Genomic DNA, 13336 nt, shown 5'->3' with positions numbered 1-13336 from the left:
GCACTCTTATTGGCAGACGGTCAAGAGCGCGCGCGTGGCGCCGGATCGAGCCCGTGGTAGTAGTCGCGCGGGCGCCCGTCGTCGTCGAAGGCCGCCGCGATCCGCGTCGCCGGGACCTCGATCATCCAGTAGCTCAGATACGCCAGCGGAACGGACAACCCCAGCAGCAGCGCGGCGGTGACCGGGAACGGCGCGCCGGGGCCGGGGGTGGGCAGCAGATCGAGGGTGTCCAGCAGCCGCAGCGCCGGCTCGTGCCAGATGTACAGGCTGTAGCTCACCAGGCTCAGCGACACCATCGGCCGCCAGCGCAGCCACCGCGGTCCGGGCCCGGTGCTCAACGCGGTCGCGGCGATCACGAGCGTGATCCCGAGTCCGAACAACGTGTGGGTGAACGTGTCCGGCATGTGCTCGTAGCGCTGCCACACGCCCAGCGCGATCACGCCGCCGCCAGCCAGCCCCACCGCGGCGCGCGCCACCGCGTTCGGCCAGCGCACCCCGGCGGCGCACGCCACCGCGAGCAGCAGCCCGATCGCGAACACGTCCAGCTTGGCCACCGGGTTGAACCAGATCGACCAGCCCTCGACCGGGAAGCGCATGACGTAGACCGCCCACGCCTTGTACCCCAGGCTGATCGCCACCAGCGCGACCGGCACGGCGACCATGATCGACAGCCGGGCGCGCCGCGAGCCGAGCCGGACCAGGTAGCGCTGGCCAAGGACGCCGAGCACGGCGAGCAGCACGTAGAAGTGCGCCTCCACGCCGAGCGTCCACGCCGGCCCGTTGGTGTAGAAGATCTTCTCGTCGCTCCACACGTGCATGAACGTCAAGTGCAGCAACAGATCCCGCCAGTCGCCCGGCAACACCGGATTGCTGATCGCCCACACGATGAGCACCACGATCAGGTACAGCGGGATGAGCCGGACCGCGCGGCGCAGCAGGAAGACCCGCGCCGGCCGTGGCCGCCCGACCCCGAGCGCCGCCTTGGCGTACGGCAGCCCGAGCAGGAACCCGGACAGCACGAAGAACATGTCCACCAACATGTCCACGTTCATCAGCGCGTGGTGCGCGAGCGTGCCGTCCAGCGGCCACAACCACTGCGGCGGGTACCGATTGTGTTGGTAGGCATGGAAAATCACCACGACCACGGCGGCCAGCGCCCGGTAGCCCTCCAGGTTGAACCGCCCCTGCCGTTGCCCGCTCACGACGGACCCTGCCTGGGCGTGACCACCCAGCGGCGCTCGCCGGCCAGCTCCTTGAGGTGCGCCACCCGGCTCACCAGGTTCTTCAACTCCGTGTACAGCAGCGTCGACACCACCAGGTAGGCGGCGAACCACCACCGTTTCTCCCGCACCTCGGGTGCCGCGAGCCGCCAGGCGAACAGCACCATCACCGGACCTGCCGACAGCGTGTACAACGAGGTGAGCACGAACGTCGGGATCGCCCAGTCCAGGTTCTGCGGACCGCCCGCGCGCCACGCCAGGTACGCGATCACCGGGAACATCTGCAGCGACAGCCACGGGTACACCTCGCGCCAGCCGAGCAGGAACGCGGTGCCGAACTTGTTGCGCCGGCTGAGCCGGTCCGACCGCAGCGCCGCGGCGAGGTGCCGGCGCGACACCTGGCTCCACCCCTGCGCCCACCGCATCCGCTGGTTCCACAGCGCGCGCAGGGTCACCGGCGCCAGCTCACGGCTGAGCAGCAGCGGGTCGTACACCAGCCGGTGCCCGGACAGCAGCGCGCGGAACGACGAGTCGATGTCCTCGGTCAGCATGTGGCCGTGCATCCGCACATCGCGCAGCACCGAGGTGGACCAGAAACCGTTGGAGCCACCGAAAAGCCCGAACTGGTGCAGCTGCGCGCGCCCGGAGTGGCTGACCGCGTAGATGCACTCGAACTCGACCGCGACCGTGCGCGCGATCCACGAGTCGCCGCCGTTTCGGATCACGCAGTGCCCCTGCACCACGTCCGCCCCGTCGGCCAGCCAGTGCCACGCCCGGCGGTAGGCGTCCACGCTCGGCTGGTGGTCGGCGTCGAACAGACCGGTGAACTCGCCGTCCACGACCTGCAGCGCGGCATTGACGTTCTGTGCCTTCGACGTCGAGCCGTCCACCCGCAGCAGCACGAGCCTGCGGTCGGCGGCGGCCATGGCGCGCAGCGTGTCCTCCACGGGAAGATCGCGCGGCGTGTTGTACGCCAGCACGATCTGCAGCGGCCCCGGGTAGTCCTGCGCCTGGAACGCGCGGATCGTGTCGACGATCGTGTCCGCCTCGTTCGGCAGGTACGCGGCGATCACCGCGGACGCGCGCGGGTAGTGGCTCGGCGCGGCCGGCAGCCGGGCCGGGTCCAGCGCGTGCAGGCCTTCCGCCCAGATCAGCGCGGTGGTCACCACCAGCGACACGGTCACCAGCAGGTACACCGGTGTGCCGAGGTCGACGCCCACCTGCTGCAGCCCGACGAGCGCGGCGAACGGCAGGCACACGCCGAGCAGCACGGTGAGCGCGATCTGCACCGCGGTGCGCAGCGACTTCGGCAGCTTGGGTTCGCTGTCGTCCTGGCGCTCGGGCCGCCAGCGCCTGGGGATCAGGTCCAGGTGGTTGCCGGCGATGTCGCTCGCCTCGGCCGCCCGCCGCAGCAGCTCCAGCGCGGCGGTTCCCCTGGTCGCGGTGGTCCAGCCGCAGATCGGGGTGATCTGGATGGTGTCGCCGTCCAGCTCGATCGGCGTGCGGCCGATGCGCGCGATCAGCGCGCCGAGCCGGCGGCTGACCTGGCGGTCGGCGGTGCCGCGCAGCAGCACGATGATCCCGTCGCCGTCGTCCAGACCGATCAGCTCGTGCCGGGCGAGGTCGGCGGACAGCTGCGCGGCGACCCGGTCGTGCACGGCGGCCAGCCCGGCGGCGCCGAACCTGGCCGTGACGCGGTCGCGCTCGGCGAACCTGATCACGGCGACCACGGGCGTGCGGCGGGAGCGCTCGCCGGCGGTGAGCAGGTCGGTCGCCTCGCGCGCCCACGTCTCGCGGTCGGCCCACCGACGCCGGCCCGGGTACCACCGGCCGGCGCCGGAGTGCCGTGGCACGCGGACGGTGCGCGGGTCGATTCCCGGGTCTGCGGTCGGCATTTGTTTCCCCGAAGGTCGGCGTAACGGAATGCGATGCGCACCACATTTCACCCACACTGGCGATTAACTGAGCGCCGCAATGCGGAAAGTAACGACCACTGGTCCATACGTGTCAATGTGACCTACCCCGACGGGTGATCGACCTGGGCCAAATGCACCGTACGACCTGCGGTTCTTGGCACGAAGTGACACATTTCGTCCGCCATTTACGCACCTCTGACGCCACTCGTTCCGACCATTGACGAGCGGGCGGACCTCCAACTTTTCACCCCTTCGTACGAATTCGCCACGAGTTTTCATCGCCCGCACAACAGTCGCCGCACCGCTATCCCCGGCACCGGTGATCCGCACGGTGGAGGAGGATCGGGCGTGCCCGGTGTCGATCCGGCATGCCCCCGTTCGTAGGGAAGGAGCACGCAACGTGGACGTCTCGGAGGTGGAGCGTGTCTTTCGCGAGGAGTGGGGCCGTTCCGTGTCGGTGCTGGTGCGCGTGTTCGGCGACATCGACATCGCCGAGGAGGCGGTCCAGGACGCGTTCACCGAGGCGCTTCGGCGGTGGCCCGACAAGGGCGTCCCGCCGAGCCCGGCCGGCTGGATCATCACGACCGCTCGCAACAAGGCGATCGACAAGCTCCGCCGCGAGTCCTCCCGCGAGGACAAGCACGCGCAGGCCGCGCTGCTGCACGCGGACGGCGAGCCGCCACCCGAGGACGGCCCGGTGCACGACGACCGCCTGAGGCTGATCTTCACCTGCTGCCACCCCGCGCTCGCGCCCGCGGCCAGGGTGGCGCTGACCCTGCGCCTGCTCGGCGGGCTCACCACCACCGAGATCGCCCGCGCGTTCCTGGTGCCCGAGCCGACGATGGCGCAACGGCTGGTGCGCGCCAAGGGAAAGATCCGCGACGCGCGCATCCCCTACCGGGTGCCGCGCGACGCCGACCTGCCCGAGCGGGTGACCGCCGTGCTCGCCGTGGTGTACCTGATCTTCAACGAGGGGTACACGGCCAGCGCCGGCGACGCGCTCGGCCGCGAGGATCTCTGCACCGAGGCGATCCGGCTCGGCCGGCTGCTCGCCGACTTGATGCCGGACGAGGCGGAGGTCAGCGGGCTGCTCGCGCTGATGCTGCTGATCCACTCCCGGCGCGACACCCGCAGCACACCGTCCGGCGACCTGGTGCCACTGGCCGAGCAGGACCGGTCGCACTGGGACCGCGAGCTGATCGCCGAGGGGCAGGATCTGGTGCGGAAGTGCTTGCGGCGCAACGCACCCGGCCAGTACCAGATCCAGGCGGCGATCATCGCGGTGCACAGCGACGCGCCATCCGCGCAGGCCACCGACTGGCCGCAGATCGTCACGCTCTACAACCAGTTGCTCACCGTCGCGCCGACCCCGGTCGTCGAGCTGAACCGCGCGATCGCGGTGTCCGAAGTGGACGGCCCGGCGGCTGGTCTGTCCATTGTGGACGGTCTGCCGAAGCTGGACCGGTACCATCTGTTCCACGCGATCCGGGCCGATCTGCTGCGCCGGCTCGGGCGCGCCGACGACGCGGCGGCCGCCTACCGGGCCGCGATCGAGCGCACCGGGAACACCGCCGAGCGGGAGCTGCTGCGCCGCCGCCTCGCGGAACTTGTCACCGACTGACAAATCCGCGAGCCCCGCCTGTGTAAAGGGATCTGAATACCGGCTTCTGGTGAGTACGACGGCTGTCGCACGCCGCCCTCGCCCGTATCGTCAAGCCGACCGTGGTCCGTGGGACGGTGAGGAAGACGCGATGCACCAGCCGGGCAGGGACGTGCGGATCGACGTCCGCTCGCTCGGCAAGTCCTACGGCTCGGTCGAGGCGCTGATCGACGTCACGCTGAACGCCAAGGCCGGATCGGTGCTCGCGGTGCTCGGCCACAACGGCGCCGGCAAGAGCACGCTGGTCGACATCCTGGCCACCCGGTCCGCTCCGACCTCCGGCGAGGCGACCGTCTGCGGGTGGGACGTGACGCGCTTCGGCCGGCACATCCGCCGGCACATCGGGATGGCCGGCCAGTTCGTCGGGCTGGACGATTCCCTTTCCGGGCGCGGAAATCTGATCCTGCTCGCCCGTCTGCTCGGCGCCAGCCGCAAGCAGGCCAAGGAGCGCGCCGACGAGCTGATCGCGCTGTTCGACCTCACCGACGCGGCCACCCGCAAGGTGGCCACCTACTCCGGCGGCATGCGGCGGCGGCTGGATCTCGCGGCCAGTGTGCTCGGCCGGCCGGACGTGTTGTTCCTGGACGAGCCGAGTACCGGGCTGGACCCGATGAGCCGCGCGGCGCTGTGGTGGTTCATCGAACGGCTGGCCGCCGACGGCACCACCGTGCTGCTCACCACGCAGTACCTGGAGGAGGCCGATCACCTGGCCAGCGACGTGGTGGTGCTCGGCGCCGGACGGGTGGTCGCGCGCGGCACGCCGACCCAGCTCAAGTCGTCGTTCGGATCGCGCACCGCCACGGTCACCTTCGCCGACGACACCAGCATGCGGCGCGCGATCGCCGTACTCGGGCTCGCCGCGAACCCGACCGCCGACGAGGCGCGCAGGACGGTCACCGTCCCGGTCACCGGCGCCGCGGGCGTCACCACGCTGGTGCGCATGCTGGACGCCGCCGGGGTGTTCGCCACCGACCTGACCACGGCCGAGCCGACGCTCAACGACGTGTACATGACGCTGCACGAGCACGGATGGCCGGCCTCATGAGCAGGCACGCGCTCCCGGCCAGGCACGATCCTCGGTCCTACGACCCCGAGGCGACGGTCACGCTTTACTTGCGGCACAACGGATACCAGCCGCCGCAGCGCCAAGGTCCACAGTGGACAGGAACGCGGCTCAGCACGCAGGTGGCGGTGCTGGCCGGACGTTCGCTGCGCGCCGCGTTCTCCGACTACCGCCTGGTGTTCTTCGGACTGCTGCAGCCGATCGTGCTGCTGCTGTTGTTCAGCCAGGTGTTCTCCGCCCTCGGCACGCTGCCCGGCGTCGCCGAGTACCAGAGCTACCTGAACTTCCTGATGCCGGCGACCATGGTCAACATCGCGCTGGCCACCGCGATGAGTTCCGGGGTCGGGCTGCTCGCCGAGGTGTACACCGGGTTCGTCGGCAGGCTGCGCGCCATGCCGGTGAACCTGCTCGCGGTGCTGATGGCGCGCACCGTGTCCGACGCGGTGCGGCTCGCGGTGCAACTGGCCGTCGCCGTGCTGGCGGCGGTGTACCTGCTCGACTTCCAGCCGCCGAACGCGATGGGCACGATCGCCGCCATGCTGCTGTGCGTGGTGTTCGGCTGGGGCCTCAGCTGGATCTTCGTGGCGCTCGCGACCTGGCAGCACAAGCCGGAGATCATGCACGCCGCGTCGTTCGTGGTGATGTTCCCGCTGATGTTCTCCTCCAGCGCGTACATGCCGGTCAACTCGATGCCGGGGTGGCTGCAGGCGGTGTCGAAGGCCAACCCGGTGACCTACGCGATCGACGCCACCCGCGCGCTGGCGCTCGGCAAGCCGGTCGGCAGCGCGCTGGCCATGGCAGTCCTCCTGATCGCCGGCGCGGCACTGCTGGGCGGCGCGATCTCGGCCAGGAACTTCCGCAGAACCCGATGATCGAGAAAGGTCACCGATGACGATCACCAGCCGTGAGATCGAGATCCACGGCCACCGGGTCAGCTACCGCCGTCTCGCCGGGGGTGGCACGGACCCACTCGTGCTGCTGCACGGGATCGCGGGCAGCGGGCGCACGTGGCTGCCCGTCATGGAGGAGCTGGCCGACCGGGGCTACGGCGGCGAGGTGATCGCACCGGACCTGCTCGGCCACGGCGAGTCGGCGACTCCGCGCGGCGACTACTCGATGGGCGCGTTCGCCGCCGGGTTGCGCGATCTGCTGCTCCTGCTCGGCCACAAGCGCGCCACCATCGTCGGGCACTCGCTCGGCGGCGGGATCGCGCTGCAGTTCGCCTACCAGTTCCCGGAACTGTGCGGGCGGATCGTGCTGGCGGGCAGCGGCGGGCTCGGCAAGGAGGTGACCCCGCTGATCCGGGCGACCGATCTGCCCGGCGCGAAGCTGTTCCTGGCGGCGGTGGTGAACCGGACGACGGTGCGCGCCGCGAGCGCGGCGATCGGCAAGATGCGCCGCCCGTGGTCGGCCGAGACTCGCGAGTTGGCCCAGCACCTGGCCTCGCTCGCCGACCCCGCGAAGCGCACGGCGTACGTGCACACCGCGCGCACGAGTACCGACATCCACGGCCAGCGGGCCAGCGCGATCGACCGGTTGTACCTGTCCGAGGTGATACCGTCGATGATCATCTGGGGCGACCGGGACAAGATCATCCCGGTGAGCCACGCGCACGAGGCCGCGCGCCTGATGCCCGGTTCACGACTGGAGATCGTGCGCGGCGCCGGCCACTTCATACACAGCTCCGACCCGCACCGGTTCAGCCAACTGCTGATCGACTTCCTGGAGTCCACCGAGCCGGCGACGCTGGACACCCTGGAGCTGGCCGAACTCCTCCGCGAACGGCTGGCCGAGTAACAACGCGCGAGTCCCGCGCCCTGCACCGGCGAGTCCCGCGCCCTGCATCGTGCAGAGCGCGGGACTCGGGGTGTCACAGCGCGGGACTCGCGAAGTCTTGGCGGGTCAGCCCCAGCCCATGCTGTACCGGTCGATGTAGGACAGCGCCGGGACCGGCACGTACTGCCGATACGACTTGTAGTCGTAGGTCTGCGCGGGTGCCGGGCGTGGAGCCGGCTTGGCGACCGGCTTCGGCGCGGGAGCCGCCGCCTGTCGCGCCACCGGAGCCGGTGCCGGGCCCGCCGCGGCGGGTGCCGGTGCCGCCGGGGCGGGCGCCGCCGGAGGTGGTGGCGGTGGCGCCGGCGAGGTCATGGCCACGTTCTGCACCGGATTCGCCAGCGGGCCGTCGGACGGCTGCTCCGCCTTCGGCAGCGCGGGAGCGGCCGCGGCGGGTGGCAGCGCACCGTTCGGCAGCGAGCTCGGCCCGTCGTCCTGCCCGTCGGACCAGACCACCGACAGCGCGCCGGCGATGATCATCACGCCGGTGGTCGCCGCCAGCGCGCCGCGGTAGGCGGCGGCGTGCGCTGGCGGCTTGTGCTGCACCGGCTCCCTGCCCTCGCGGGCGAGCAGGTCACTGGCCGGCACTCCGACCGACGCGCGGTGCGAACGCTTGGCGTCGGACTTGGGGATCACGATTCGGCTAGCCATTGGCCCCTCCAACCTTGCGACAGGTGGCCGACTCGGCGAACGCCTTGCTCAGCTCGGGGTTCGCCTTGAGGTCCTTGGCCGGCCCTTCCGCACTGGCGACCTGCAGGGCGCCGCCGGCCTCGGCCATCGCCTTCTGCAGCGCGAGGGGGTCGTTGGCCGGCGCCTTCCCGATCGACGCGCGCGCGCCCTCGATCGAGGCCTTGGCCTTGTCCACCGTGCCGAGTGCTTTGTCCATTGTGGACTGTCCATCGGTCACCGGCGGCACGCCGGCGGCACGGATGCCGTTGGCCACCCCGTCCAGCGACTCGACGAGTGTGCCGAGGTAGCCGAGCGCGCCGTCCTTCTGGCTGCTCGGATTCGCCGGGTCGACCTTCGGCAGCTGGGAGAGCTTCAGCCCACCGGCCTCGATGGTCTTGCACACCTGCTCCGACCACGCGACGGCCTTCTCGTTCGTCTCCGTCGCCGAACTCGATCCGCACCCGGTCGCGGCGACAAGTACCGCTGCCGCGGCGGTGACAACGGCGAACAGACGACTCATCATGTTCCGTTCCTTTACGACATCGTTGACGATTGACAAACTGATCGAAGACGCGCAGGGCCCGACCAAGGCTGAGCATTCCCCCTGGCCGTGAATATGAACGTTACTAACGCGCTACCGGGTGCCACAAGGCTGCGCCGTGAGAGCGCCCACATGCGTGGTTCCTTGTCATCATCGTGACAAGGAACGCCAGACTTCTTGTGTATGACGTGGTGCGGGAAGCCAAGTAGGGCAAGACTGGCCGCCTGCGAGGCCACCAGGGAGCGGCCGCCGGCGGCAGCGCCGCCGGCCCTCAGATAGCACCGATCCACAAACAATACCGCCGGTATTGCACATCGCTGACAGAAAAGCAGTGAACGCCGACGTTCGTCATTCGATGGACTAAGAAGACACCCAGTGTTCACATTGACACCGCTAACCCGGTGAACTTATGGTCTGAGTGACAAGATATGCCCGTCCGCCGGTTTGATGAATGCCGGAATTGCGATTCGCGAGAGGACGATCATGGCGACTGAAATGGGTGTACGCCGCCCAGCCGGGCGTGCCGGCCAGTACCGTGGCGGCACGCCACGTCCGGCCAGAAACCGGGCCAGCACGCTGTGGGCATCCCTGCCGAAGGACCTGGTCATCAGGTTCCGTCCGATGGTCGGCCAACTCACCACCGACATGATCCGCGAGATCCAGCTCGCCATCCCCGCCTACGCGCGCCCACTGACCGGTCACTTCGGCGCGATCCTCACCGCCGGCGTCGAGCAGTCGGTGCTGCGAATCCTGGACACGATCGGCACCGGCAGCGCCCTGGACGAGAAGTGGGCCGAGGTGTTCCGCCAGCTCGGCCGCACGGAGTTCAACGAGGGCCGCAGCCTGGACGCGCTGCAGACCGCCTACCGGGTGGGCGGCCGGGTGGCGTGGCGGCACGTCGCCGCGTGGGGCCAGCAGCAGCGGTTGCCCACCGCGGTGTTCACGGTCGCGGCGGAGGCGATCTTCGCCTACGTGGACGAGATCTCCGCGCTGTCGATCAGGGGCTACACCGAGGCGCAGGCGGAGTCGGCGGACCTGTCCGCACGGCGCAGGCGCAAGCTCGCGCAACTGATCCTGTCCGAGCCGTCCGGGTCCCGGCAGGCGATCGCGAGGCTGGCGAAGATGGCCGGCTGGCGGCTGCCGGAGTCGCTCGCCGTCGTCGCGCTCGAGTCGCGCGACGACCACCACGAGTTCACCCGCCCGGACGTGCCGGACGACGTGTTGATGGACCTGGACGGCGAGACGCCGTTCCTGATCGTGTCCGAGCCGGACAAGCACGCCAAGGGCCTGCAGACCGCGCTGGACGGCCGGCGCGCGTGTATCGGCCCGACGGTGAAGCTGGCCGACGCGGCGACCTCACTGCGCTGGGCGCGGCGGGCGATCTGCCTGGTGACCCGCGGGATCATCCCGAACGCGCCGATCACCTGGTGCGCCGATCATCTGTCCACGCTGTGGTTGCTGGCCGACGAGTTCCTGGTCGCCGAGTTGATCAAGCGCAGGCTGGCGCCGCTGGCCAACCTGACGGCCAAGCAGCGCGCCAGGGTGGCCGACACGATGCTCGCCTGGCTGGATACCCGGGGCAGTGCGCCGGAGATCGCCGCGCGATTGGACATCCACCCCCAGACCGTGCGCTACCGCATGCGGCAGGTGGAGCAGCTTTTCGGGCCGGCGCTGGAGAATCCGGACGCCAGGCTGGACCTGGAGATCGCGTTGCGCGCGCGCAGCCTGCTCTCCGAGGAGCAGCCGGCCGGCAATCCGCACCTGCCCACCGGTGGCCGCAAGGCGGGCTGACCAGCACAGTAGTTCCGCGCCGACAATCACGGGTGCTGAACGAGTGATCGCTGGACAGGAGACCGGCCGCGTCCGCTCGCCGACACGACCGTGATGACCGTGCTGGACAACCCGCACGGCAAGGGGTTATGCGCGGCTGCGGGAAGTGTCGCGCACTGCGTATCGGAGCCGCCGCGGTCGTCTGGTCTGGACCACCGTGGTGGCGATCGAAGGTCCGGCAGCACCGGCGCTGGGCGCGTCCCGCCGCGCTGCCGTTCGTGCCGCTGGCGCGCTGATCGCCTTCATGGTGACCACGTCGTCCGACGACCCGGCGGGGCCAGCACCGACCGCACAGGACGCCGAGCGACCGCCACGTTCAGCCGGGACACCGACCCCAACGATGATCGAGGTCGGCCTGCTCGTCGTGGTCGTGGTCAGGCTGGCCGTACCAGAAGCGGGTACACCGGACGACGTCGAAGTCGCGAGAACCACTCGGATAGCTGACGAGTTTATCGCGGACGAACAGATTTTCGCCAAGCAGTATTCGCTCGGTGACCATTCGCGACTCGCTCGGTTTCGCGGTACGGCGTGCGCCGGTACGTTGCGAATCGGCTGGGGATGGCGTCGCGCGGAATTAATGGGGCCACTCCCGCCGCATCAGCAGTCACGCGACAACATCACGGGAGGCCGGCCAGTGCCGGAGACGGACACGGAACCGACCCACGGGTCGAGCGACCAGGTCATGATCGCGTTCGACTCAATGCTGTCGCCGCCGTCCGTGCCGCGTGACCCCAGGTCAGTGACGCTGTGGTCCGCCCTGCCGGGCAACCTCGCCGAGGTTTTCCGCCCTGGGATCCCAAGTTTGACCGACGAAATACTCCGGGAGATACAACGGACAATTCCGGCGCTCGCCCAGGACGCCAGCGGCATTGTGGGCCGGTCGGTGATCGACGGAATCCAGCAGGCGATCGCACAATTTCTCGATCGGCTGAAAGATCCATATGCCCAGCAGGGCGATCGCGCGCAGGTGTTCCGGGACTTCGGTGTTCGCGAGCTCAACGGAGTTCCGATCCTGGACTTGTTGCAAATGGCGTATCGGGTCGGCGCCCGAGTGGCGTGGCGCAGAATGGCCCAAACGGGCCAGCGAGCCGGGATTCCCACCCAGACCCTGTGCCTCCTCGCCGAGGCGCTGTTCGTGTACATCGACGAGCTGTCGGCGCTGTCGGTCGAGGGCCATGCGACCGCCCAAGCACGCGAAGCTGGAGTGCTGGAGCGGAGGCGCCGCCAGCTGCTCGAGGTGATCCTCTCCGGACGAAGGCCGGCCGAGATCACCCGCCTGGCCAAGGCGGCTCAGTGGGCCGTCCCCGAGCGAGTCACCCTCGTAGCCCTCCGCAACACAGATGCGGACGTTGCCGAAGCCCCAGCGCCCGCCCTCGACCGCCGGATTCTGGTGGACCTGGAAGGCGACGCGCCGTGCCTGCTGCTCGCCGACACTGATCGAGAACTGCTGGAGACCCTCGACGACTGCCTCCCCGGCTGGCGCGCCGCGGTCGGCCCAGCCGTACCCGTAGCGGAAGCTCGAGAGTCACTCCGATGGGCCCTGCGCACCGTTTCCCTCGTGGCACAAGGCGTTCTGCCGGACAGACCAGTGACCCTGTTCGATGAGCACCTGTCAGTGCTGTGGCTGATGAACGATCCATTCCTCGCCTCCGAGGTATCAAAGTCGGCCCTGGCCCCCATGCGCGACCTCACGGAGGGTCAGCGCGAGCGCCTCAGCACAACGCTGCTGGCTTGGCTGGAGACCCGCAGAAGCGCCCCCGAGATCGCCCGAATCCTCGACGTACACCCCCAAACCGTCAGATACCGCCTCCGCAAACTGGAGCAGCTGTTCGGCGGCGCGTTAGACGACCCGGACGTGCGCTTCGACATCGAGGTGGCCCTGCGCGCCCAGAAGGTGGCCGCAGCACGAGTCGCCGCCCAGAGCAAAGCCGGCGCACTCCGCAGGAAGTCAAGCTAGAACGGCGGCGGTTCGTCGTCGGCTGGCATGTCGTAGGTGCGCCCGAGTGGGCTGGTCCAGATGAAGTGTCCCGGTGTGGGTTGTTCGACGGTCCACCCGTTGTCGTGTTTGGCATGGTGATGCTGCAGGCAGAACATCCCGAGGTTGTCGTCACAGGTTTGTCCGCCGTCGTCGTAGGCAAGGGTGTGGTCGATTTCGCAGGTGGCCGCCGGCCTGTGGCAGCCGTGGAAGCGGCAGGTTTTGTCCCGCACCCGGACGTGTTCGGCCAACGCCGCTGACGGATACCGTTTGCGGCCGACGTTGAGCACAGTGTGGTCGATCGGGTCGGTGAGCACCCGCTGCCACGTCGAGTGCTGATCCGCCAACTCGCGACAAGCCTGGGCGGTGAGCGGCCCGTACCCGTTGAGTTCACCGGGCTGGTCAGACAGTCCGGCGAGCACGGTGGCCGGCACCGTTAGGTAGACGACCACCTTGCGGCGACAGTTGTCCTTACCCAGCAACAAATCCAACGCCACATCCGCCCGAATCTGCGCCAACGTGCGGTCATCGCCAGCGCGTTTGATCTGCCGCGCACACCGGTCAATCAGCTGGAACGCGGCCATCGTGCGGTCAGCGGACCCGAGGATCAGCAGCTCCCCCATGCCGTC

General features: G+C 69.5%; 11 protein-coding genes. 6 read left to right on the top strand and 5 right to left on the bottom strand.

The features are described 5' to 3' along the window. Positions 1–20: 20 nt before the first annotated feature. Together EV193_RS26280 and EV193_RS26275 are read right to left on the bottom strand one after the other, a co-directional pair. Entirely contained in the window at positions 21–1202 is a 1182-nt protein-coding gene (locus EV193_RS26280) for an acyltransferase family protein (RefSeq protein WP_130347575.1), read from the bottom strand. Beyond that, complete coding sequence (locus EV193_RS26275; protein ID WP_130347573.1) at positions 1199–3115, bottom strand: glycosyltransferase family 2 protein; 1917 nt, start codon at positions 3113–3115, stop codon at positions 1199–1201. Before EV193_RS26275 ends, EV193_RS26280 begins: the two co-directional genes overlap by 4 nt. Before the next feature lie 421 nt (positions 3116–3536). Here EV193_RS26275 and EV193_RS26270 point away from each other — a divergent pair, with 421 nt between their 5' ends. From EV193_RS26270 to EV193_RS26255, 4 genes are all read left to right on the top strand, one after another. Continuing rightward, positions 3537–4757 (top strand): RNA polymerase sigma factor, encoded by a 1221-nt coding sequence (locus tag EV193_RS26270; RefSeq protein ID WP_165401514.1) that lies wholly within the window; start codon positions 3537–3539, stop codon positions 4755–4757. 130 nt (positions 4758–4887) lie between these two features. Next, entirely contained in the window at positions 4888–5841 is a 954-nt protein-coding gene (locus EV193_RS26265) for an ATP-binding cassette domain-containing protein (protein ID WP_130347571.1), read from the top strand. Next, positions 5838–6731 (top strand): ABC transporter permease, encoded by an 894-nt coding sequence (locus EV193_RS26260; protein WP_130347569.1) that lies wholly within the window; start codon positions 5838–5840, stop codon positions 6729–6731. Before EV193_RS26265 ends, EV193_RS26260 begins: the two co-directional genes overlap by 4 nt. 16 nt (positions 6732–6747) lie before the next feature. Then, entirely contained in the window at positions 6748–7656 is a 909-nt protein-coding gene (locus EV193_RS26255) for an alpha/beta fold hydrolase (protein WP_130347567.1), read from the top strand. A 105-nt stretch (positions 7657–7761) separates the two neighbouring features. Here the strand turns inward: EV193_RS26255 and EV193_RS26250 are convergent, their stop codons facing one another. Together EV193_RS26250 and EV193_RS26245 are read right to left on the bottom strand one after the other, a co-directional pair. Continuing rightward, positions 7762–8343, bottom strand: coding sequence for a hypothetical protein (locus EV193_RS26250; RefSeq protein WP_130347565.1), 582 nt, complete (start codon positions 8341–8343; stop codon positions 7762–7764). Beyond that, a complete protein-coding gene (locus EV193_RS26245; RefSeq protein ID WP_130347563.1) occupies positions 8336–8884 on the bottom strand; it encodes a hypothetical protein in 549 nt (182 codons plus the stop codon). The genes EV193_RS26250 and EV193_RS26245 overlap by 8 nt, the downstream gene beginning before the upstream one ends. A 501-nt stretch (positions 8885–9385) precedes the next feature. Between EV193_RS26245 and EV193_RS26240 the strand changes: the two genes are divergently transcribed. Together EV193_RS26240 and EV193_RS26235 are read left to right on the top strand one after the other, a co-directional pair. Further along, positions 9386–10693, top strand: coding sequence for a PucR family transcriptional regulator (locus EV193_RS26240; protein WP_242613682.1), 1308 nt, complete (start codon positions 9386–9388; stop codon positions 10691–10693). 196 nt (positions 10694–10889) lie between these two features. After that, positions 10890–12689, top strand: a complete 1800-nt coding sequence (locus tag EV193_RS26235) for a PucR family transcriptional regulator (protein ID WP_242613681.1) — start codon at positions 10890–10892, stop codon at positions 12687–12689. On the opposite strand, the gene EV193_RS33515 is transcribed toward EV193_RS26235, so the two are convergent. Further along, the coding region (locus tag EV193_RS33515) for an HNH endonuclease signature motif containing protein (RefSeq protein ID WP_242613680.1) at positions 12686–13336 on the bottom strand (651 nt) is incomplete at its 5' end. The genes EV193_RS26235 and EV193_RS33515 overlap by 4 nt on opposite strands.

The organism is Herbihabitans rhizosphaerae (assembly GCF_004216555.1).
Classification (GTDB): domain Bacteria; phylum Actinomycetota; class Actinomycetes; order Mycobacteriales; family Pseudonocardiaceae; genus Herbihabitans; species Herbihabitans rhizosphaerae.
This window is presented reverse-complemented; position numbering and strand designations above follow the sequence as displayed.